Origin of the sequence: Micromonospora sp. DT228 (assembly GCF_049841595.1) — a bacterium.
GTDB lineage: Bacteria > Actinomycetota > Actinomycetes > Mycobacteriales > Micromonosporaceae > Micromonospora.
Genome location: NZ_JBNCKO010000027.1, coordinates 48,312 through 68,637, shown reverse-complemented (window position 1 = coordinate 68,637; position 20,326 = coordinate 48,312). Strand labels below are relative to the sequence as shown.

General features: G+C 68.4%; 17 protein-coding genes. 13 read left to right on the top strand and 4 right to left on the bottom strand.

Annotation, left to right across the window (positions count from 1 at the left end; genetic code table 11):
- Positions 1 to 238 precede the first annotated feature (238 nt).
- Positions 239 to 1,687: a family 43 glycosylhydrolase gene (locus ACLQ29_RS33220; RefSeq protein ID WP_425775325.1), complete on the top strand. Its 1,449-nt coding sequence runs from the start codon at positions 239 to 241 to the stop codon at positions 1,685 to 1,687.
- A 580-nt stretch (positions 1,688 to 2,267) separates the two neighbouring features.
- Here ACLQ29_RS33220 and ACLQ29_RS33215 read toward each other — a convergent pair.
- Positions 2,268 to 2,801: a phosphopantetheine-binding protein gene (locus tag ACLQ29_RS33215; RefSeq protein WP_425775324.1), complete on the bottom strand. Its 534-nt coding sequence runs from the start codon at positions 2,799 to 2,801 to the stop codon at positions 2,268 to 2,270.
- A gap of 253 nt (positions 2,802 to 3,054) precedes the next feature.
- On the opposite strand from ACLQ29_RS33215, the gene ACLQ29_RS33210 reads away from it, so the two are divergent.
- Entirely contained in the window at positions 3,055 to 3,363 is a 309-nt protein-coding gene (locus tag ACLQ29_RS33210; RefSeq protein ID WP_425775323.1) for a phosphopantetheine-binding protein, read from the top strand.
- 324 nt (positions 3,364 to 3,687) lie between these two features.
- On the top strand, positions 3,688 to 6,666 hold the full coding sequence (locus ACLQ29_RS33205; protein ID WP_425775322.1) for a BTAD domain-containing putative transcriptional regulator: 2,979 nt from the start codon (positions 3,688 to 3,690) through the stop codon (positions 6,664 to 6,666).
- 6 nt (positions 6,667 to 6,672) lie between these two features.
- Here ACLQ29_RS33205 and ACLQ29_RS33200 read toward each other — a convergent pair whose 3' ends face one another.
- A complete protein-coding gene (locus tag ACLQ29_RS33200) occupies positions 6,673 to 8,124 on the bottom strand; it encodes a class I adenylate-forming enzyme family protein (RefSeq protein WP_425775321.1) in 1,452 nt (483 codons plus the stop codon).
- Between the two features lie 358 nt (positions 8,125 to 8,482).
- Here ACLQ29_RS33200 and ACLQ29_RS33195 point away from each other — a divergent pair, with 358 nt between their 5' ends.
- The 3 genes from ACLQ29_RS33195 to ACLQ29_RS33185 all read left to right on the top strand — a co-directional run bounded on the left by ACLQ29_RS33195 (position 8,483) and on the right by ACLQ29_RS33185 (position 12,418).
- On the top strand, positions 8,483 to 10,261 hold the full coding sequence (locus ACLQ29_RS33195; RefSeq protein ID WP_425775320.1) for a condensation domain-containing protein: 1,779 nt from the start codon (positions 8,483 to 8,485) through the stop codon (positions 10,259 to 10,261).
- Between the two features lie 71 nt (positions 10,262 to 10,332).
- The gene (locus tag ACLQ29_RS33190; RefSeq protein ID WP_425775326.1) at positions 10,333 to 11,286 is read left to right on the top strand and encodes a TauD/TfdA family dioxygenase; all 954 of its coding nucleotides are present in this window, start codon (positions 10,333 to 10,335) and stop codon (positions 11,284 to 11,286) included.
- A 361-nt stretch (positions 11,287 to 11,647) separates the two neighbouring features.
- Positions 11,648 to 12,418 (top strand): thioesterase II family protein, encoded by a 771-nt coding sequence (locus ACLQ29_RS33185; protein WP_425775319.1) that lies wholly within the window; start codon positions 11,648 to 11,650, stop codon positions 12,416 to 12,418.
- A 126-nt stretch (positions 12,419 to 12,544) separates the two neighbouring features.
- On the opposite strand, the gene ACLQ29_RS33180 is transcribed toward ACLQ29_RS33185, so the two are convergent.
- Together ACLQ29_RS33180 and ACLQ29_RS33175 are read right to left on the bottom strand one after the other, a co-directional pair.
- Positions 12,545 to 13,159: a helix-turn-helix transcriptional regulator gene (locus tag ACLQ29_RS33180; protein ID WP_425775318.1), complete on the bottom strand. Its 615-nt coding sequence runs from the start codon at positions 13,157 to 13,159 to the stop codon at positions 12,545 to 12,547.
- A 20-nt stretch (positions 13,160 to 13,179) separates the two neighbouring features.
- Positions 13,180 to 13,782: a response regulator transcription factor gene (locus ACLQ29_RS33175; RefSeq protein WP_425775317.1), complete on the bottom strand. Its 603-nt coding sequence runs from the start codon at positions 13,780 to 13,782 to the stop codon at positions 13,180 to 13,182.
- Positions 13,783 to 14,126: 344 nt separating this feature from the next.
- On the opposite strand from ACLQ29_RS33175, the gene ACLQ29_RS33170 reads away from it, so the two are divergent.
- The 7 genes from ACLQ29_RS33170 to ACLQ29_RS33140 are packed head-to-tail and all read left to right on the top strand — an operon-like array spanning position 14,127 to position 20,225.
- A complete protein-coding gene (locus ACLQ29_RS33170; protein ID WP_425775316.1) occupies positions 14,127 to 15,221 on the top strand; it encodes a class I SAM-dependent methyltransferase in 1,095 nt (364 codons plus the stop codon).
- A gap of 23 nt (positions 15,222 to 15,244) precedes the next feature.
- The gene (locus ACLQ29_RS33165) at positions 15,245 to 16,033 is read left to right on the top strand and encodes a 2-keto-4-pentenoate hydratase (RefSeq protein WP_425775315.1); all 789 of its coding nucleotides are present in this window, start codon (positions 15,245 to 15,247) and stop codon (positions 16,031 to 16,033) included.
- Between the two features lie 31 nt (positions 16,034 to 16,064).
- Positions 16,065 to 16,961: an acetaldehyde dehydrogenase (acetylating) gene (locus ACLQ29_RS33160; protein WP_425775314.1), complete on the top strand. Its 897-nt coding sequence runs from the start codon at positions 16,065 to 16,067 to the stop codon at positions 16,959 to 16,961.
- Positions 16,958 to 18,022, top strand: coding sequence for a 4-hydroxy-2-oxovalerate aldolase (gene dmpG / locus ACLQ29_RS33155; RefSeq protein ID WP_425775313.1), 1,065 nt, complete (start codon positions 16,958 to 16,960; stop codon positions 18,020 to 18,022). The genes ACLQ29_RS33160 and dmpG overlap by 4 nt, the downstream gene beginning before the upstream one ends.
- Positions 18,015 to 18,242 carry an acyl carrier protein gene (locus ACLQ29_RS33150; protein ID WP_425775312.1) on the top strand — a complete coding sequence of 76 codons (228 nt, stop codon included), beginning with the start codon at positions 18,015 to 18,017 and terminating at the stop codon, positions 18,240 to 18,242. The genes dmpG and ACLQ29_RS33150 overlap by 8 nt, the downstream gene beginning before the upstream one ends.
- Positions 18,235 to 19,296: a histidinol-phosphate transaminase gene (locus tag ACLQ29_RS33145; protein ID WP_425775311.1), complete on the top strand. Its 1,062-nt coding sequence runs from the start codon at positions 18,235 to 18,237 to the stop codon at positions 19,294 to 19,296. The genes ACLQ29_RS33150 and ACLQ29_RS33145 overlap by 8 nt, the downstream gene beginning before the upstream one ends.
- A complete protein-coding gene (locus tag ACLQ29_RS33140) occupies positions 19,296 to 20,225 on the top strand; it encodes an LnmK family bifunctional acyltransferase/decarboxylase (RefSeq protein ID WP_425775310.1) in 930 nt (309 codons plus the stop codon). Before ACLQ29_RS33145 ends, ACLQ29_RS33140 begins: the two co-directional genes overlap by 1 nt.
- Positions 20,226 to 20,326: the final 101 nt, after the last annotated feature.

Genomic DNA, 20,326 nt, shown 5'->3' with positions numbered 1-20,326 from the left:
CCCGAGGCGAACCCGCCACCCGCCAACAACGCCTCACCTTCAACACACCCGACTGACAGCAAAGTGAAACGCGCTCTGAGGCACCGTGTCTTCGAGTAGATCGACGAACTACAATGCGATAGCTCACTCCCCTCCCATGCTCGATGGCTGCCAGCAAGCGTGCGACGTTCAGGGTGAGCGCTAACAATGCGACGGATACGCGTCGATCCGTCCCTCGAATCCGTCCAGGGAGTGCTTCATGAGAATTGCCGCTCGAGTCTGCCGCAGATCGGCGCTCGCGCTCACTCTGGTGGTCGCACTGCTGACCGCCGCCGCGCCGTCGGCATCCGCCGAAATCATCAGCGTCAGGAACCCGGTCGTCTCCCAGCGCGCCGACACTGCCGTCTACAAACACAGCGACGGCTACTACTACATGACGGCGTCCGTGCCGGACTACAAGCGGGTGGAGCTGCGCCGTTCCACCAACCTGCAGGGCCTCGGGACGGCCGCCACGACAAACGCGTTCGTGGCACCGTCCAGCGGAGCGCTCAGCGGATGGATCTGGGCACCTGACATCCAGTACTACGACGGTGCCTGGTACATGTACTTCTCCGCTTCACCGAACACCGCCCGATTTGACCAGCGGCTGTACTGGATCCGCAACACCTGCGCCAACCCGATGACGTGCGCCTGGAGCGCACCCCAGCGCTTCAACACCGGCTGGGAGTCGTTCCAGCTGGACGCCGCGTCCTTCGTCAACCGTGGGGTCCGCTACTTCGTGTGGGCGCAGGACAGCCCGTCCACGAACTACAACAGCCACATGTACATCGCCCGGATGAATGGCGCGACCGGCATCACGGGCGCGGCGGTCGAGATCGCGCGGCCCACCTACAACTGGGAGAGGGAAGGCGTCGCCGGCGTCGTGGAGGGTCCATCGCCGCTGGTACGGAACGGGCGGGTCTACATCGCCTACTCGGCATCGGCCACCGACTCCCGCTACAAGCTCGGCCTGCTGTCCGCACCGGACACCTCTGACCTGCTCAACCCGGCATCCTGGTCCAAGCGGCCGAACCCGGTCTTCCAGACCTCCAACGGTGTCTACGGCCCCGGCCACGGCAGCTTCACGGTGGCCGAGGACAACGTCACCGACATGCTCGTCTACCACGCGCGCGACTACGCCAACCCCACCCCGGACGCGTTGACCGACCCCAACCGACACACCCGCATGCAGCAGCTGCACTGGCAGGAGAACGGCGACCCGTTCTTCGGTCAGCCGATCCCGAGCAGCGTGACGAACCCCGGCATCCGAGGCCAGTTCAGCAACCGATGCGTCGACAACTACAACCGCGACACCACCCTCGGTGCCCTCGTTCGACTCTACGACTGCAATGGCGGCACCGCCCAGCAGTGGGAGTTCAACTACCGCTCGGCGGGCAGCTACTACGAGATCCGCAACCGCAACACCGGGACCTGCCTGGACGATCTCAACGCCGCGACCGCCGCCAACGCCGACGTCGGCCTCTACACCTGCAACGGCTCGACCGCCCAACGGTGGACCTTCCAGGACCGCGGCAACGGCTGGTTTTCGCTGCGCAACATCGCCGGCAACATGTGCCTGGACAACTACGAGTGGAACTCGGCCAACGGCGCTCGCCTATCGCTCTATCCGTGCAACGGAACCGGAGCCCAGCTGTGGCGCCGAGGCTGACCACAGCGAAGCCTCGTTCACGGTGACCGCTCCCCCGGCCTGACCGGTGCGGCGCACGCGCCCACGGCGATGATCGTGGTTGCCATGATCATCGCCAGATCCAACCAGCCAGCGGCTGTCAAAGGCTCGGCCTGGCCGGTGCCAACAGGGCCGGCGGCGAGAACGTCGAGAGGTCTACGCCCGTGTTCCCGGCCGGGTGCCCACCACCCGACGCTCGGTACCCAGTAGCCGCGCCGCATGCTGCACGAGCGCCCTCGGGACGTCGAGCCTGGCAGCGTAGGCGACCACGCGGAGCCCTCTCGAAGACTGGATTCTGTCGCAAAAGCCCGTCTATCGATGGCTCCACGCCCAAGTCCGACACCGTCCGGTATGGACGCCGCGCCCATATCATCCCCACTCAGCCGCCGAACCTTGCTGAGATCACCTCATTCGACCGACGCGGATCATCACCACTCGGCATGTCACTGGGACATGAATTTGTCTCAGTGACATGCCGCTTTCACCGAATAGCGCCTCCCGCCAACCCGCAGGCCAACCCATACCCGCACACGCGGGGACTTGCTGCGGCTCGCCTACTCGACTACTGCTGCTGCAGTACCCGAGGTTCGCTCAGAAGGCCGGCGACGCCGCGGATGTGGTAGGTGCTCATGAAGTCGTAGACGTCCAGCGCCGTGCCGAACTCGTCCTCGATCTTCGCAAGGACCTCGACCGCAACAATCGAGTCGCCGCCGAGGTCCAGAAAGTCGTCGTGCACGCCGATCCACTTGAGGTTCATGGTGCTGGCCCAGATCGACAGGAGCCGCTCTTCGACGCCGTCGACCGGACCTTCGAACAGGGTGCACGTGCCGGCGATGACGGCGGACCGGACGTATTCGGTGTCGAGTGTGTCGCCGGCGAGCGGCATGGCGTCGACGAGCAGCACACCGTCCAATCCACAGCCCGCACCGAGCCGGTCCCACACGTAGCCACGAAGCTCCGGCCCGCTTACGTACTGGGAAAACTCGACCACGCCGATCGTGACGTCCCGATCGTCGTGGCGGATCGTCGTCGCCCGGGCATCACGCACGGCCGAATGCCCCAGCAGGGTGGATGCGAGCTCTGCCAAGCCAACCATCAACCGCTCCTTTGGTAACGGCGGCAATCCGAGCCGTCGGCGCGGATTGACAACAGTCGCCAATGTGCCACGGAAGCTTGAGTGGCCCCAGAGAAGAATCGGCAGAAGTTCCGGAAGTGGTTGACTGCCGTTGCTTCTTACCGCCTATCCTTGCCCGCGCCGGCCGAGCGAACCACAATTCTCCCGAGGGTGGCGAACCTGCGACTGTTCGCTATTCGACGCCATATTGTCACCGGCCAGGGGGTAATGGACGATGAACGAGATCAACTATGCACAGTCGTCGCTCGTCGAAGAGGACAGGCCAAGCACCACTACGGAGCGGGTCATCGCCGAGGTGTGGGCCGAGGTACTGAATCTCGACGAGGTCGGGCGACACGACAACTTCTTCGACCTCGGCGGCCACTCGGTGCTCGCGACGCAGGCCGTGGCCAGGTTGTGCGTCGCCCTGGACCGGCAGCTGCCGGAGCGGGCCTTGTTCGACTGGCCGACCGTCGCGACTCTGGCCGCGGCCCTGCCCGGCTATCCCGTCGCCGAACAGACTGCGCCCATCAGGCGCCGGTGAGCGACAGGTCCGGTGGGCTCCAGGACCGAAGCAGCGCTGCCTCATCCCGCGGGTCGGACAAACCGATCAAGCCGGAACCACACGACATGCCGGATCCTCACGACATCGAGCGACCAAACTATCGTTCAGAATTCACCGGGGTTTCGTCCGTCACAGGTCATCAGTAGGACGACCTGTAACCGGTCAAACCGTCTCCCGACGAATTGAGGTTACTCGCGACATCCCTGCTCCGCGGCCCCGCTCGGGTGCGCCTGGTTGCCGCCCGAACTTCCGGAACAAACGTGATTGATGATCGTCGTTACGTGATACCGTATGCTGGCCGACATGGTGCGAGTCGAGTTCCGGGTTCTCGGAACATTGGAAGCCGTGGTCGATGGTTCCCCCGTGCCGATAACCTCCCCGCGGCAACGTATAGTGCTGGCCAATTTGCTGATGGCCGCCAACCATGTCGTGACCGTGGAAAAGCTGATCGGCGCAGTTTGGGACGATTCCCCGCCGACCAGCGCGCGTGGTCAGATCCAGATCTGCATCTCCGCGTTGCGCCGGGCTCTCGGCAGTCCGGAGATCATCGACACCAGCCCACTCGGGTACTCCATCCGGGTCGACCGTCAGCAGCTCGACTACCTCATGTTCGACGACGCTCTCGCCCGGGGCCGGTCGGCCGCAGCCAAAGGGCGGCTGGACGAGGCGCTGACGCACCTGGACCGCGCGATCGACATCTGGTCCGGACCGGCGTTGGGCGGAGTGCCCGGCCGGGCCGCCGAAGTCGTCTCCCACCGTCTGGAGGAGCGGCGGATCATGGCGCTGGAGGACCGCGCCGAGATCCGTCTGGGCCTGGGCGGTCATCGGGAACTGGTCGAGGAACTGGTCGCGTTGACCACGGACTACCCCCTGCGGGAACGCCTGTGGGGGTTCCGGATGCTCGCGCTGTATCGGTCAGGACGGCAGGCAGAAGCGCTGGCGACGTACCGTACGGCCCGCACCAACCTGGTGGGCGAGCTCGGTATCGAGCCGAGCCAGTACCTGCGCAAGCTGGAACGCGCGATCCTCAGCCAGGACAGCAGCATCAGCGGCGAAGCGGACGACAGGCGAACCGAGACCGCCACGAGCGTGCACCGTCCGCAGGAGTTGCCCGCAGATCTGCCGGACTTCGTCGGCCATGCGGCGCTGATCGAAACCCTGACCGCCACGCTGACCAGCGAGGACACCAAACATGTGCCGATCGCGGTCATCACCGGCGCGCCGGGCTGTGGAAAGACCTCGCTGGCCCTGCACGTCGCGCACCTGTTGCGCGCCAAGTTCGTCAACGGCAGCCTGTACGCCTGCCTCTACGGGAGCACCACGCAGCCACGCTCGACCGAAGCCGTACTCAGCGACCTCCTGCACGGACTCGGCGTCGCCCCGGCGGCGATCCCGGTCGCACCCGGCCAGCGGATCAACCTACTACGGAGCCACCTCGCGACGCGGCGGCTGTTGATCGTGCTGGACGATGTGGGCAACGAGGACCAGATCGCCGACCTGCTCCCCGGCGTGCCAGGCCCGGCGGTGCTGATTACCAGTCGCCGCCGGCTCGCCGGTATCCCGGGCGCCCGAGCCGTCGACGTCGACATGATGTCGGCCGACGAGAGCCTTACCCTGCTCGGCCAGATCTGCGGAGAGCAGCGGGTCGCCGCGGCGCCCGAGGCCGCAGCGGCGCTGACCGAGATGTGCGGTGGCCTGCCCCTGGCCGTGCGGATCGCCGGGGTCCGACTGGCTGCGCACCCGCACTGGGCCGTTGGCACCCTGCTGGACCGACTGCGCGACGAACGGTCTCGGCTGGACGAACTGTCCCACGGTGACGTCGCGGTCCGCTCGCTGCTCGCTGACGTGTACGAGTCCCTCACCGTGCCGGCGCGGACTTTGTTCTGGCTGCTCAGTGCATTGGAGCTACACGAGTTCAGCGCCTGGACCGCGGCGGCTCTGCTGGACTGCGATTCGAGGCGGGCCACGGCGCTCCTCGACGAGCTCGTGGACGTCCGGCTGCTCGAGGCCCACCTTTCCGCGTTCACCAAGCAACCCCGATACCGATTCCACGAGCTGGTGCGGGTGTTCGCGAGCGAGCACCGGCTGACGCAGGACGACCGGGAGACCTGCATAGTGGCGGTCACCCGATCGCTCGGTGCCCTGCTCGCCTTCGCCGAGGAGGCTCATCATCGAATCTACGGGGGGCGGTTCGCCGTTCTGCACGGCACGGCACCCCGATGGGCCGGCGCACGTGCCGAATTCGACCGCTTCCTCGGCGATCCCACCGCCTGGTTCGACGAGGAGCGCATCACGCTGGAGGTGGCGATCCGCCAGGCGGCAGAGCTGGGGCTGGACGAACTGTGCTGGGAGTTGGCCACCGTATCGGTTGCTATGTATGAAAGGCGCGGCCTGTTCGCCGAATGGCGTACGACTCACAACATCGCGCTGGAGGCCACCAGCAGGGCCGGCAATCGCCGGGGCGAGGCCGCCGTGTTGGCGTCACTCGGCTCGCTGGGCGTAGCCCAACACGCCGAGGACGATGGCGAGAACCTGCTGCACGCGATGAGCTTGTTCGATGCGGTCGGCGATCAGGCCGGGATGGCGTTGACGTTGCGCAACCTTGCGCACCTGGACCGGATCCAGGGTCGACCCGACATGGCGGTGCTGCGTTACGGGCAGGCGCTGGAGAAGTTCCGGGCAGTCGACGACCTGGGCGCACAGGCCCACGTACTGAGTGGACTCGCGCGTAGCCACCTTGATCTCGGAGCCCCCGAGCGGGCCGAGATCCTGGCGAAAGAGTCGCTCGCACTGGGTGAACAGCTGGGTAACCGGCGCCTTCAGGCCCAGGCGTTGTACCGGCTCGGTGAGGTGTTTGCCGACTCAAAGCAGTCGCTGGCTGCGAAGGCTGTCTTCCAGTCGGCGCTGGATCTGGCTCGGGCGCAGGACGACCGTATCGGCCAGTCCTACGCCCTGATCGGCCTCGGCGGGGCCGTGTTGGAGCAGAACGGGTTCACCGATGCCGAGATTCACTTCAGCGAGGCGGTCGAGATCTGCCGGATGACGCAGGAGCGGAATGTTCATGCACACGCCCTGTTCGGCCTCGGCCGGGTGTACCTGGGCCGGGGTGAGTTCGATACCGCGGAACACTTCTTCGTGCAGGCCGCGAACGCGTTCGCGATGCAGGAGAACAACCCTTGGCACTCACGTTCCATCGACGAGCTGGGCGCGCTGCGCCGGGCCGCCGGCCGGCTGACGACACAGAGCAACAAGAACGAGCCGGCCGGCGAGGTGAAGACCTGACCGCGATCAGCCCCGCTGGCCGGCCAGCCGCCACCGTTCGAGCTTCCCGGCGGCCGAGCGCGGCACCTGATCGACGAACGTGATCCGCGTCGGCACCTTGTAGTTGACCAGATCAGCCCGGCAGTGCGCCATCAGCTGACCGGTACTGACCGAGGCTCCCGGCCTGCACACGACGTAGGCGCCGACCGTAGAACCCAGCACCTGGTCCTCGGCCGCCACCACCACGGCGTCCAGCACCGCGGGGTGTTCCAGCAACTGCGCCTCGACCTCGTTGGGGTAGACCTTCTCACCGCCCACGTTGATCACGTCGTGCCGACGGGGGGCGAGGAACAGATAGCCATCCGCGTCGAGCCATCCGAAGTCGCCGACGCTGGCGAAACCGTCGGCCGTCGTTTCGAGCACCTGGCTGCCGAGGTAGGCGTCCCCTCTGGAGACCCGACCGGCGCGCATGAACACCTTGCCGGTCTGTCCCGGGCCGAGCCGGTTCCCGGCGTCGTCCCTGATGCTGATCTTCGTGAAGAATCCCCGGCCCACCGTGCCCGGCCGCTGTTGCCATTCGTCCCCCCGCACCAGGGTGCCGCCGATGTTCTCGGTCGAGCTGTACACCTCGTACAGGTGTTGCGGCCCGACCATCTCGATCCACCGCTTCTTGGTGAACGAGTCGCACGACGCAGCCGTGTGCATCACCGTACGCACGCTGGCAAAGGACGCCGGGTCGGGCTGGAGGAGCAACAGGATCGTGCGCATGTGTGCCGGGGTCAGCTGGATCCATTCCACGGCGTAACGCTCGACCAGCTCCACCGTCCACGCCGGCAGGAAGTACGGCGGCAGAATTGTGGTGTTGCCGTCGAGGAGCCCGTCCAGCAGCGTGGTGAACGGGGCCGCGTGGTGCAGCGGGCCGAGAATCAGTTGCCGCTGACCGGCCCGCCAGCCGGCGCGACGGCGCAGGGGCAACGGCACCTGGTGCGGATCGTAGCCGAGTGGTCCGGGCCGAATCGCGATCTTCGGCCGGCCGGAACTGCCGCCGGTGGGCAGCAGGTAGGCGATCCGGCTGGCCATCGCCGCCGGCGACCGTGCCGGTCGTCCCGCGTCGGCGTCGGCCTCGGCGTCGATGAGTTGGGCCCGTCCGTACGTCTGACCGATGAAGTTGAGAAGCTTTTCCCGCTCGGGTACGGGTGAGGCCGGATTCAGCGGCAGCAGTGGCAGTTCCGCGGAGAGGACGGCCACGATGTCGACCACCGACTGGATCGTGTTGTTCGCCTCGATCGCGACCACGCCCGGACCGGTCTTTCGGGCGGCGGCGTCCACCAGTGCGTCCGCCCGCCGGCCGCTCCGCTCGGCCAACTCCCGCCACGTCAGCACCTGCTCGACGAAGTTCTCGTCGAAGCCGACGACCGCAGGCCGATCGGCTGACATCTCCGCGATTGCGGTGATCCGCTGACGGATCGATACGCTCATTCGAGCCTCCCACATTCGAGTGCGTCGTCATCCACCCAGCGGTCGGCGACCTGCCGGATGGGCCGGCCGAGTGGACGAAACGCAGACCCACCCGGCAGACCTGGCCGGCGCACACATGATGGACGCAGGTCGATGATGGCCCGCCAGGGCCGGCACACGCAGAGAACAACCGGCAGAACAACGCACAGGACCAGCCCCGAGTCGCTGCCGGTCCTTCTCTACTGCGCGACGTGGAGCGCTCAATAGCCTGGCGCACATGGTCTCACCAGGGCACATCGACAGTGCCGCGCCGAGCACCCGGACGACGCGGACCCACCAGGCAGCCGGAACCCGCGCGCCCCGGCCCCGGGGGCGATCGGTGAGCCTGGTCCCACGGCCACCGGTGACCGTGCGGTTCCAGGGAACGCGATCGGCCGAGGGGCCCCTCAACATCGGCCAGTACAACATTCTGCAGTGGCTGCGTCGTGAGTCGGAGCAGTTCTTCGCGGCCGTCGCGGGGGAACTCGACATTCCGGCCGCGACCGTGGTCGATGACGTCGCCCGAGTACTCGCGGTCCTGATCGAGCGGCACGAAGGACTACGTACGACCTACGTGGACGGCTTCGAACCGCAGCAGTTCGTGCACGCCACCGGCGAGCTTGTCGTCGAGGTCTACGCGATCGAGGCCGCTGACCCACAACTCGTCGACCGGGCCAGCCTGGCCAGAGACCTTACCCGGCGGTTGCGTGCCGCGGGGGCGTACCGCATCGGCGAACTGCCGGTCCGGATCGCCCTCGCGGTGTCGTCCGGTGACGCGTCCACCAGCTCCGCCGGGGTGGTGCAGGCCGCGGTGATCGGCTGCTCGCATCTCGCGGTCGACTATCAGGCCATGGAGATCATCAAGCGCGAGTTCGCGGACCTGATCCGTGACCGCGACGCACGACCGGCCGGCGGACCACCAATCCAGCCGTTGGACCTGGCCGCCCTGGAACGTTCGCCCAAGGCCCTGCGGCACGAGGAATCGGTGCTGAGCTACTGGAAAGACCGGTTCGCCCGCACCCCGCAGTGCCTGTACCCGGTCCCGCGGGTCGCCGCCAGCACCGGGTCGGTCTCCGTCGAGATGACCTCCACCGCAGCCGGGATGGCGTTGCGAGCGGTGACGGCGCGCACCAGGACGAGTCGCGCCAGCGTCGTGCTGGCGGCGATCGGCGCGGTGCTCTCGCACCGGACCGGCGTACGGGAACTCGTGCTCCCCACCCTGTCGGCCAATCGTTTCGAGCCGCACCTTCGGCAGCACGTCGGCAGCCTCGCGCAGCTCGCGTCGATCACGCTCACGATCAGTGACACCACCTTCGACCGGCTGGTCCGGCAGGCGTGGGCTGCTGTGGTCGACGCGAGCCGGCACGGCCGTTACGACGTGGACCGGCAGAGTGCCATCGCACGCCGCATCGAGCGCGAGCGCGGCGTCGTATTCGATTGCGAACCGCTATTCAACAACCTTGTCATCGAGTCCGGTCGGGCGGCAGGACGGTTCACGGGACCGGTACCCACGCCGGATGAGCTGGTCGCCGCGCGACGCGCGACGCAGCTGCGGCGGCAGCCGATGCCCGCCGGAACCACGCTGATCCGCTTCGATCTCTACGGCACCGACGGGCAGTTGCGTCTCGGCTGTTGGAGCAGCGACACCGGCCGTATCCCCGACGACGAGGTCGAATCGCTGCTCCTGGCGGTCGAGAACCTGTTGATCGCGGCCGGGTCCGCTGACCTCGGCGCCCGAGGGATCCGCGACTCGATCCCGCTCAGCCCGGTACAGCGGGGCCCCGGCTGGCTGCTCGTAGACGGCTGCTGGATCGAGGTGGCCGAGGTGCAACGGTTGCTCGACGACAGCCTGCCGTCGACCGGTGCCAGGATCTTCGCGGAGGTGGACGGCCTGCCGTTGGTCGCCCATCTGGCGCGGACCGAGGCCATCCGCACCCCCGAACAGGCCCACGCCGCTTGCCTGGCAGCGGTGAAGGCGTATCCGACGGCGATGACACCACGGCACTACGTCATCTACGAACGCGTCCCGGACAACCCCGACGACCCGGCCGCCTGGCTCGACGTGTGCCGCCAGGGATCCGGCCGACACGTCGGAGCCGGCGACCCGGAGCCCTGTTGATCCGACCCGACCACCAGATGCAATGAAGGGAGCCGACGGTGACCACGAGCAACGTCACGCCCGTACGCCTCATACCCGAGGTATCAAGCGATGAGTCGATACTGCCCGCTGTGCTGACCGCGCCCAGCAGTGGCGTACCGGCCGAGAGTCAGATCGACGCGATCCGGGAGTCGGTCCGTCGGCAGCTGCACACCCACGGCGCGGTCCTGCTGCGCGGCTTCGACATCGGCAGCGTCAGCGGGTTCGAACGGGTCGTCCGGGCGGTGTCCGGTGCGCCGCTGTCCTACGCCGAGCGGTCGTCACCGCGTAGCACCATCGAGGGCCAGGTCTACACCTCGACGGACTACCCACCGACCGAGGAGATCTTCCTGCACAACGAGAACTCGTACCAGGCGGCCTGGCCGCTGACGCTGTTCTTCTACTGCATCACCCCGCCCGACACGCAGGGTGCCACACCGCTGGCCGACACCCGCCGGATCCTACAGTCGATCGATCCGAGCGTGCTGGAGGAATTCACCCGGCGCGGCTGGACGGTGGTACGCAACTTCACCGAGGGCTTCGGGGTGCCGTGGCAGCAGGCGTTCAACACCACCGACCGGGCGGAGGTCGAGCGCTACTGCGCGAGTAGCGGTGCGGAGGTCCAGTGGGTCGGGCGCAACGGCCTGCGCACGACGGCCCGCCGCCGGGTGGTGCACCAGCACCCGGTGACCGGCGAGACCGTCTGGTTCAACCACCTCACGTTCTTCCACGTGACCACGCTGCCCGAGGAGGACTGCGAGGGGCTGCGGGAGATGTTCGACGAGGCGGACCTGCCCACCAACACGTACTACGGCGACGGCGGGCGAATCCCCGACGAGGTCGTGGCGCACCTGCGCGACTGTTACCGAGCCGCCCAGCGCCGCTTCGACTGGGAGCGCGACGACGTACTGATCGTCGACAACATGCTTGCGGCTCACGCCCGTGAGCCGTTCACCGGGCCACGCAAGATAGCCGTGGCGATGGCCGAACCATTTCCGACTTCGTGAGGAAGGTGGCACCTGACCGACGGAGGGACACCGCTGCGGCGGCCCTCCGTCGGCCTGCCCGGGAGAGACTGATCAGCCCCACGGCGTGTCGCCGGCAACAGCGACCACCGACGTGGCCGACGAGACGATCAGGCGCGGACCGGAAACCATTGAAACTAGCAACTCAGTACCCCTTGTCTGCTTCGGTTCTTGTGCCGGCTGCCGCCGACAGAAACGAAGCTATGGCCGGCCGTTTTCGGCTCCCCATCACGACGCTTTCCTCGCCGGCGGCTGCCTACCCGTTCGGTGATAGCGGTGTGGAGGTGCCCGGGACGACGGTTGAGCAAGAATTGCCTACTCTCCGTCAACGAAGGCGACCCTCATGGCCTCATGGTTGGACCAGCGGACCGCTCCGCATGTCGGCACCGCAACGCTGATCTGCATACCCAGCGCCGGTAACGGTGACTTCCAGTTCGACCGATGGCCCGACACCGTCGGCCCATGGTGCGTTGTCCGCCCGCCGGTCGTGGGCGACCTGGGCGGCGAAGCACCGGGAACGCGGTCTGCGGCCCAGCCCCCTTCAGGGTTGCCGGAGCGGGCGGCGGAGCTCGTGGCGGACCTCAAGCGCCGAGGGGTCGAGGAGTTCGCGTTGTTCGGCCACGAGGGTGCCGCGCTGCTCGGCTACCAGGTCGCGGTCGAGCTGGACCGGCAGGGCGCGCCGGCACCACTGCGCCTGTTCATCTCAGGCTGTCCCGCACCCCAGCTCCTCAGCCGCTATGCCGGCGAGGCGCACACCGAACCGACCGACGACGAACTGACCGAGCGGGTGCTGGCGACCGCAGTGGCCATGGGCACCATCCCGCTGCCGTCGATCGTCGCGGCCGGCGCACGGGCGCTCCGGGCCGAACTGGCCGCGTTGCGGGCCTATCAAGTGCCCCACCCGGCGCCGCTGCCCTGTCCGCTGACCGCGATTCGGTGGCTGGACCAGGGCATCGAGGCGGAGGTGGTGGCCGGCTGGTCGGCGTACGGCGACACCGATCTGGTGCAGCTGCCCGGATCCGGATTGAGCTATGCGACCGAGCCGGCCGATCTGTTGCGGGTCATCGGTGACCGGATGCCGGCCGCTGACCGCCGTCGGCCGGCCGAGTGGTGACGACGGCACGGTCGCCTCGCCCGCGCAGCCTCCGCTGATCCGCTGCCGACCGTCGAAGCGACCAACCGCACCCGAGTGACACGTCGTCCGTGGCTGCACGCCGGTGTGCACCCACGCACGACGGGCTCAGATCAACCCGGCCGCTACCCCACAGGCCACGGCGTGGGCGCGGTTGCGAACCTGCAACCGCGCCATCATGTCGTAGATGACGTTCTTCACCGTGTGGTTGGAACACAGCAACGACCGGGCGATCATCGCGTTGTCCTGGCCCTCGGCCATCAACGCGAGCACCCTCGTCTGACGGGGCGTCAGCGGCGACCGGCCGGCCGTCCAGGACGTTTCGGCCTGGTTCGGCGTACCGGTGCCACCGAGCACCCCGACCAGCACCTCGTGCGGCAGCCGGACCTCCCCGTCCCGGGCGGCCTGCACCGCAGCGGCCAGTCGGCTCGGTGTGACGTCGGCGAAGCGGAGCATCACCAGAGTCCCCGAACGCAGTACGCGTACCACGTCCGTCGGTGAGAAGCGGTCGGCGACCAGCAGCGTCCGCTGCGCCGTGGACCGCGGCCGCGCCGGGCAGGCCGTCAGCGCCTCATGCACCGTGTCGACCGCCGTGAGGATGACGGTGTCCGGTGATTCGTACGGGTCGGGCACGAGTGTGACGCCGGCACGCCGCAGCGCACCCAGCACCTCGGCCCGGATGGTCGCGTTCGGGGCCACCACGTGTGCAGTCGATGCCATCATGATCTTCTCCTGTTCGCCGTTCACAACATCCCGGCCCGCAGGGCGAAGGCCACCGCGTGGGCCCGGTTGCGCAGCCGGAATCGTCGCGTGATGTCATGCACGACACTGGTCACCGTTCGCGTCGAGTAGCACAGCTCCTTGGCGATCTCACCGGTCTCCCGGCCCTCGGCGATCAGCCGCAGCACCGCGCGCTCGCGGTCGCTGATGTTCGACGCCAGGGTGCCGGCCGGAACCGCCGGCGCGGCGAGCAACCGGTCGAGCATGTCCGGCGAGACCGTGCAGTCCCCCTCGCCGGCGGCCAGCACGGTGCGGGTGAGCCGCTCGGCGGTCGCCTCCCGGCGCCGAAGCAGGCCGCGCGCACCCGCCGCGATGGCTCGCAGCGCGTCAGCCGGCTCCACCTCGGGCACGACGAGCACCACCTCGGGCCGGTCCGCGCCGGTGCGGACGGCCCGCACCGAATCCAGCGCGTCCTGGCCCAGATGGTCGACCACCAGGACCGTGACCGCCGCCCTCTCCCGCGTTGTCACCACCACGATGTCCGGGCACCCGAGCATCGCGCTCGTCACGCCCGCCTCCAGCACGGGGTCGGTCGCCATGACGTTGACCCACATCGGTTCGCCCATCACGCCTCCTTCGTCGTCACGCCGAGGCGTGGCGTGGCGTCGGAATGTCCTGGCCGGAGGGTTCCGCGACGAACTAACAGGTCGCTGTCGACTCGCTGTCGACTCGCTGTCGGCCGTCGGCGCAGCCTGATAGCGGAGCATCGACTTGCCCTCGTCGCGTCAGCGCCGGTCGTCCTGCCCGTCGGGCGACGGCCGGCTGCTCCGGCGGCCGACCGGTGGCGGCAGCCTTCCCGTATGTCTGCCGACTCTTCTCTGCAGGCGATCCGTGTTTCCGTGGCACATTGACAACCGTTGTAGATCCGTGCCGAGAACGTCGATTGCCGCCGTTGCGGAAGGAGCGGTTGATGGAGGCCGTCACCTCATCGCCGGCCCTCCTACCTGGACGGACACGAATCGGAGAAGCAAGGGTCGGTACCGAAAAATCGCCGAATCAGCAGGACGTGGGTGAACCAGTGATTAGTTCTGACGTCAGTGACATCGCCGCAGACCTTGCGGCGAACGCCACTCTTCTGGAGATCGCCGAGAATCTGGGACTTTCGCCGCTACTCGATCGCGGGACGCCGTTCACGCTGGCCGAGGCAACGACCACGACCGGCGTTCCCGAAGCTCGCGCTCTTCTCTTCCTGCGCGCCATGTCCGCCGCCGGGCTGCTGGAGCGCGCCGCCGAGACCGGGCCGTTCACGCCCTGCGCGGATCTCGCGGACCGGCGGTACGAGGCGGGCTACCTCTCCTGGTCGCTCAGCGCGAACCGGCCGTACATCGATCACGCGGAGCGGTTTCTGCGTGAGCCGGACGCGGCCGGCCGCCAGCACCAGCGCGACGGCAGACGGGTGGCGGTGTCGTCCCGCTGGATCGGCTCGTGCGGTTTCTATCCCGGAGTGCTGTCCGAGATCATCAGCCGCAAGCCCCGACACATCGTCGATCTCGGCTCCGGCGCGGGCGCGCTGCTGATCCGGCTGCTGACCGAGCTGCCCACCAGCACCGGCGTGGCCCTGGACCTCAGCCCGGGAGCGTGCGAGGAGGCCGAACGCGCCGGCCGCCACGCCCAGGTGGACGATCGGCTCACGGTGGTCAACCGGTCCGTCGAGACGCTCGTCGACGACCCCGCTCCACTCGACGGCGCGGACATCATCCATGCCGGCTTCGTCATGCACGATGTCGCTCAGCATCCCGAGGTCTTCGCAGGCGTCCTGCGGGCCTGCCGCGAGCACCTCGCCGACGGCGGCTGCCTGGTGGTCACCGACGCGGTGCCGTACGTGGACACGCCGGGCGAACGCGCCTTCAGCGCCCTCTTCAGTTACCTGCACGAGAGCTCGATGGGCGTACGGCTGCCGACCGAGGACCGGTGGCGCGAACTCTTCCGGCAGGCCGGTTTCTCCGAGGTGGCCAGCACCGCCCTGGGAATGCCCGGCAGCCGCCTCTTCGTGGCCACGCGATGAGCCGGAACGGCGGAGCAGCAACGATGGCGGAGCACGACGCCGCGCGCATGGCCATGGCCCTGTACGAGGCGCGGAGCAACCGCGTGCCGATCGCTCCGTTCACCGACGCCTGCCCCACGCTCGACGCGGCCGGCGGATACGCCGTCCAGCGCCGGCTGACCGAACTCCTGATCGCCGACGGCGAACGGGTGATCGGCTACAAGGCCGGGCTCACCTCCGCCTCGATGCAGGAGATGTTCGGGGTCCACGCCCCGGACTACGGCCCGGTGTTCGCCTCGACCGTCCGCGCGGACGGTGCGTGCTTCGCTCGCGGCGAGTTCATCTCGCCGAAGGTGGAAGCCGAGATCGTCTTTCGGCTGGCGAGGCGCTTGACCGGTCCTGGCGTCACCGTGGAGCAGGCCCACGCGGCGATCGGAGAGGTCATCGCCGGTCTCGAGATCGTCGACTCCCGGATCACGGATTGGCGCATCCGGCTGGGCGACACGATCGCCGACCTCGCCTCGAACGGCGCGGCCGTGCTGGGACGCTCGATCCCGGCCAGCGCGGAGCTGGACTACCGGCTCGTGCGAATGGCCTTCCGTCGCAACGGGGAGTTGGTCGCGTCCGGTGAGGGCGCCGACGCCCTGGGCAACCCGGTGGCGGTGGTGGCGCTGCTGGCGAACCTGCTTGGCGAAAGTGGCGTCACACTGGAGGCCGGCCAGTTGATCATGACCGGCGCCCTGCACGCCGCGGTCCCGTTGAGCCCCGGTGACACCTACACCGCCGAATTCGATCATCTGGGCTCGGTCACTCTGCACGTCACCAACACATAGTCCCGACGCGGATAGGAAGGCGATCTCCTCGATGAACTCAGAACGACGGCTGTCAGCCGGAGTGCTCGGCGCCGGGCTCATCGGCGTCGACCTGGCGGTGAAGGTCGAGCGGTCCTCTGCACTAGACCTTCGCCTCGTCGCTGGCCGGACGGCCGACAGCCCGGGCCTCAAGCGGGCCGCTCGGCTGGGGCTGCCGGCCACCAGCCGGGGTCTGTCGTCACTTGCCGACCTCGACGAGCCGCTCGACGTGGTCTTCGACGCCACCAACGCCGGCTCACACGCCGAGCACGCCGAGGCGCTGGCACCGCTCGGCACGCTGCTGATCGACCTCACACCCAGCCGGATCGGGCGCATGGTCGTGCCCACAGTCAACGGCGCGGAGGCCGCCGCTCACCGCGACCTGAACATGGTGAGTTGCGGTGGGCAGGCATCGGTGCCGATCGTACGAGCGATCACCCGAGCGCACCGCATCGACTACGTGGAGGTGGTCGCGACCGCCGCGACGCTCAGCGTCGGCCGCGGGACCAGGCTGAACCTCGATGAGTACGTGGAGACCACTCAGGACGCGCTCCGCGAGTTCACCGGCGTCGGGGACGTGAAGGCCATCCTCAACGTCAGCCCGGCTCGTCCTCCGGCGACCTTCAGGGTGGCCATGTCGCTGGTCGGCGAGGGCCTGACCCACGAGTCGGTGCACCCGCTCGTGGCGTCCGCCGCCGCCGACGTCCGTGCGTTCGCCACCGGCTACCGGGTGACGAGTTGCATCGTGAACGACAACAAGGCGTTCATCGCCGTGGAGGTGACCTCCGCAGGCGACCAGATACCTGCCTACGCGGGCAACCTCGACATCATCAACTCGGCTGCGATCCGGGTCGCCGAGCGTTGGGCGGCGCAACGCCGACCGATCGAGGCCATGGAGGTCGTGTCATGAGCCAGCAGGCTGCCGAAAGTTCGCCGAGACAACCCATCCTGATCCACGACCCGACGCTGCGCGACGGGCACCACGCCGTCCGCCACCAGCTCGGGCGGGAGCAACTTCGGGCGTACGCTGCCGCCGCCGACGCCGCCCGGGTACCCGTCGTCGAGGTGGGACACGGCAACGGCCTGGGCGCCTCGTCCCTGCAAGCCGGCCGAGCCCTGCTCAGCGACGAGGCGATGCTGTCGGTGGTCCGGGATGCGTTGACCACCACCAAGCTCGGCGTCTTCATGCTGCCGGGCTGGGGCACGACCGAGAGCATCCGGCTGGCCGTCTCGCACGACGTCGACCTCGTCCGTATCGGCACCCACTGCACCGAGAGCGACCTGGCCGAACGGCACCTCGGGCTGCTGCGCGACGCGGGCGTCGACGCACACGGCGTGCTGCTGATGAGCCATATGGCCAGTCCGGAGCGCCTGGCCGAGGAGTGCGCGCGGCTCGTCGAGTTCGGTGCGACCGGCGTCGGCATCCTCGATTCCTCCGGCCACTATCTGCCGCAGGACGTGAGCACGCGGATCGCGGCCATCCGGTTCGCCGTCAGCGTGCCGGTGATGTTCCACGGGCACAACAATCTCGGTATGGCGGTGGCGAACTCCATCGCCGCCGCCGAGGCGGGCGCCACCATCCTGGATGCCTGCGCCCGGGGGTTCGGGGCGGGGGCCGGCAACACGCAGCTGGAAGTTCTCGTGCCCGTGCTCGAACGGCTGGGCTATGACACCGGCATCGATCTCTATCGGCTGTTGGACGCGGCGGACATCGCCGAGCGGGAGCTGATGCCCGCGCCGCCCACCATCGACTCGATCGGCGTGGTGAGTGGTCTCGCCGGAGTGTTCTCCGGCTTCAAGAACCGGGTGCTGGACGTCGCCGCCCGCGAGGGCGTCGACCCGCGCGACGTCTTCTTCGAACTGGGCCGCCTACAGGCGGTGGCCGGGCAGGAGGACCTCATCGAGGACGTGGCGCTCGCGTTGCGTGCCGGGTCCACGGGTCAGCTTGAACGGACGGCGAGCCATGTTTGACCAACTCAAGACCATCCTGGTCGAGGATCTGCAGATGCGGACCGAGGACGTCGTGGCCACGGCCGGTCGCGTCGAGGTTGGCCTCGACTCCCTCGCCGTGGTTGAGCTGTCGGACCTGCTCAGCAAGCGGCTGGACATCCACGTCTCCGACTACGAACTGCTGGCACTCGCGACGGTTGGCGATATCGCCGACCTGGTCGCGGAGCGCTGTCGTGCGTGAGGCCGCGGGGCCGACCGCCGGAACGTCCCATGCCGTCACCCGGCCCCTGTCGCGCAACGAGTCACCGCACGGCCCGTTGCCGGACATCGTCGCCGCGGTCGCGGCGAGCAGCCGGGACGTCAACCGCTATCCCGACCCGGCGTGTACCGACCTGACCGTGGCGCTCGCCCGGCGGCACGGTGTCGAACCGGATCGGGTGGCCGTCGGCGCCGGATCCTGTGCGTTGCTCCAGGCGGTGTTCCAGCTCGCCGGGGCGGGTACGACGGCCGTCTACGCCTGGCGTTCCTTCGAGTACTACCCGATCCTCGCCGGCCATCTGGGGGTCCACTCGGAGCGGGTGCCACTCGCCGACGACGTGCACGACCTCGCCGCCATGGCCGATCGCATCACCGCCACGACCCGGCTGGTCGTCATCTGCAACCCCAACAACCCCACGGGTACGCTGCTCGGCCTGGACCGGCTGCGCGCGTTCCTCGATCGCGTCCCGCCGACCTGCCTGGTCGCCCTCGACGAGGCGTACTTCGAGTACGTCGACGAGCCGATGGGAACCGGCGGTCTCGCGTTGTACGACAGGTATCCCAACCTGGTGGTCCTGCGCACGTTCTCGAAGGCGTACGGCCTGGCCGGGCTCCGGGTCGGCTATCTCATCGGCGCCGCGCGCATCGTGGCGTCGCTGCGCGAGATGACGCTGCCCTTTGCGGTGAGCGCGCCGGCCCAGCATGCGGCGGTCGCCGCCCTCGCCCTTGAGGACGTGCTCCTGGCGCGGGTCCGGCAGACGATCGCCGAGCGGACCCGGGTGCGGGCTGCCCTGCTGGCCGACGGCTTCGCGGTCCCGGCCAGCCAGGCCAACTTCCTGTGGCTCCGGCTCGGCGAGAACGCGGGCCCGTTCGGCAGTTGGTGTGCCCGGGTCGGAATCGAGCTGCGGGTCTTCGACGGGGAGGGCGTCCGGGTGTCGCTCGGTTCGCCCTCGGACAACGACGCGTTCCTCGCGGCGGTACACCAGTGGCGCGTCCGCAACGCACCGGAACTCCTCACGACTGGAGCGCTGAGATGATGCCCGAGAACACAGCCCTTCACCGGAAGGTGATCGTCGCGCCGGGAATGTCCAGCGGCGGCTCTCTGATCTTCGGGCGGATCGGCGACTGGACGTGGGAATCGGTGGCCGAGACCTGCCGCACCAACGTGCACGCCGCCCGTACCGCCGAAGGCCAACCGACCTACCTCTCGTTCTACTACTACCGGGTCCGGGGCGGGAAGGTCGTTCATCCGCACGGCCTGGCCTTCGGTGACGAGCTTGAGGTGACGTCGAGGGTCTTCCAGTTCGGCGGCGGCTCGGTTCTGACGTTGCACCGGCTCGCGCCTGCCGGCTCCGGCCTCGGCACCGCGGTCCTCGATCCGGCGGAGGTCTACGAGACGCCGGACCCGGAGTGCATGTACGCGGAGACGCTCAACCGGTGGATCGCGCGCGGCAATCCGGGCAGCAACCGGGTTCTCTCCGAAACCATCCCCGATGGTTTCGACAACGCCGACCTGCCGCGACTGCCCAATCAGTTCTCACCGCGTACGCTCGTCGGCCGCGCCCGCGGTGCGGGCAGCTTCCTCACCCCGGCGCCGCCGGGATTCGCGGTCGCCGGGGGCGAGCTGTCCTTCGAGTACGCACTGGACGCCGTGCGGGACATCAACGGCGCCGGTCTGGTCTACTTCGCCTCGTACTTCTCGATCTTCGACACGGCGCTGCTGCGTCTGTGGCGTGGGCTCGGCCGCACCGAGCGGCAGTTCCTCCAGCGGCGGGTGATCGATCAGAAGGTGGGCTTCTTCGGCAACGCCGACCTGGGCTCGCTCTTCACCGTCACCGCCCGGAGGTGGCAGAACGTCACCGACCCGCTCTCCGAGATCGCCGACCTGGAACTGCGGGACTCCGCCAGCGGTCGGCTGCTGGCCGTCGCGGCGATCGAGACGGAAACCCCGTCGACGCTGGCCTGAGGAGTGCCTCGACCCGACAGACTGCGAGCCCGGCCGGCACCCCACCCGGCCACCTGATGGGCGCGGTTGCGAACCTGCAACCGCGCCCATCAGTGCATGGC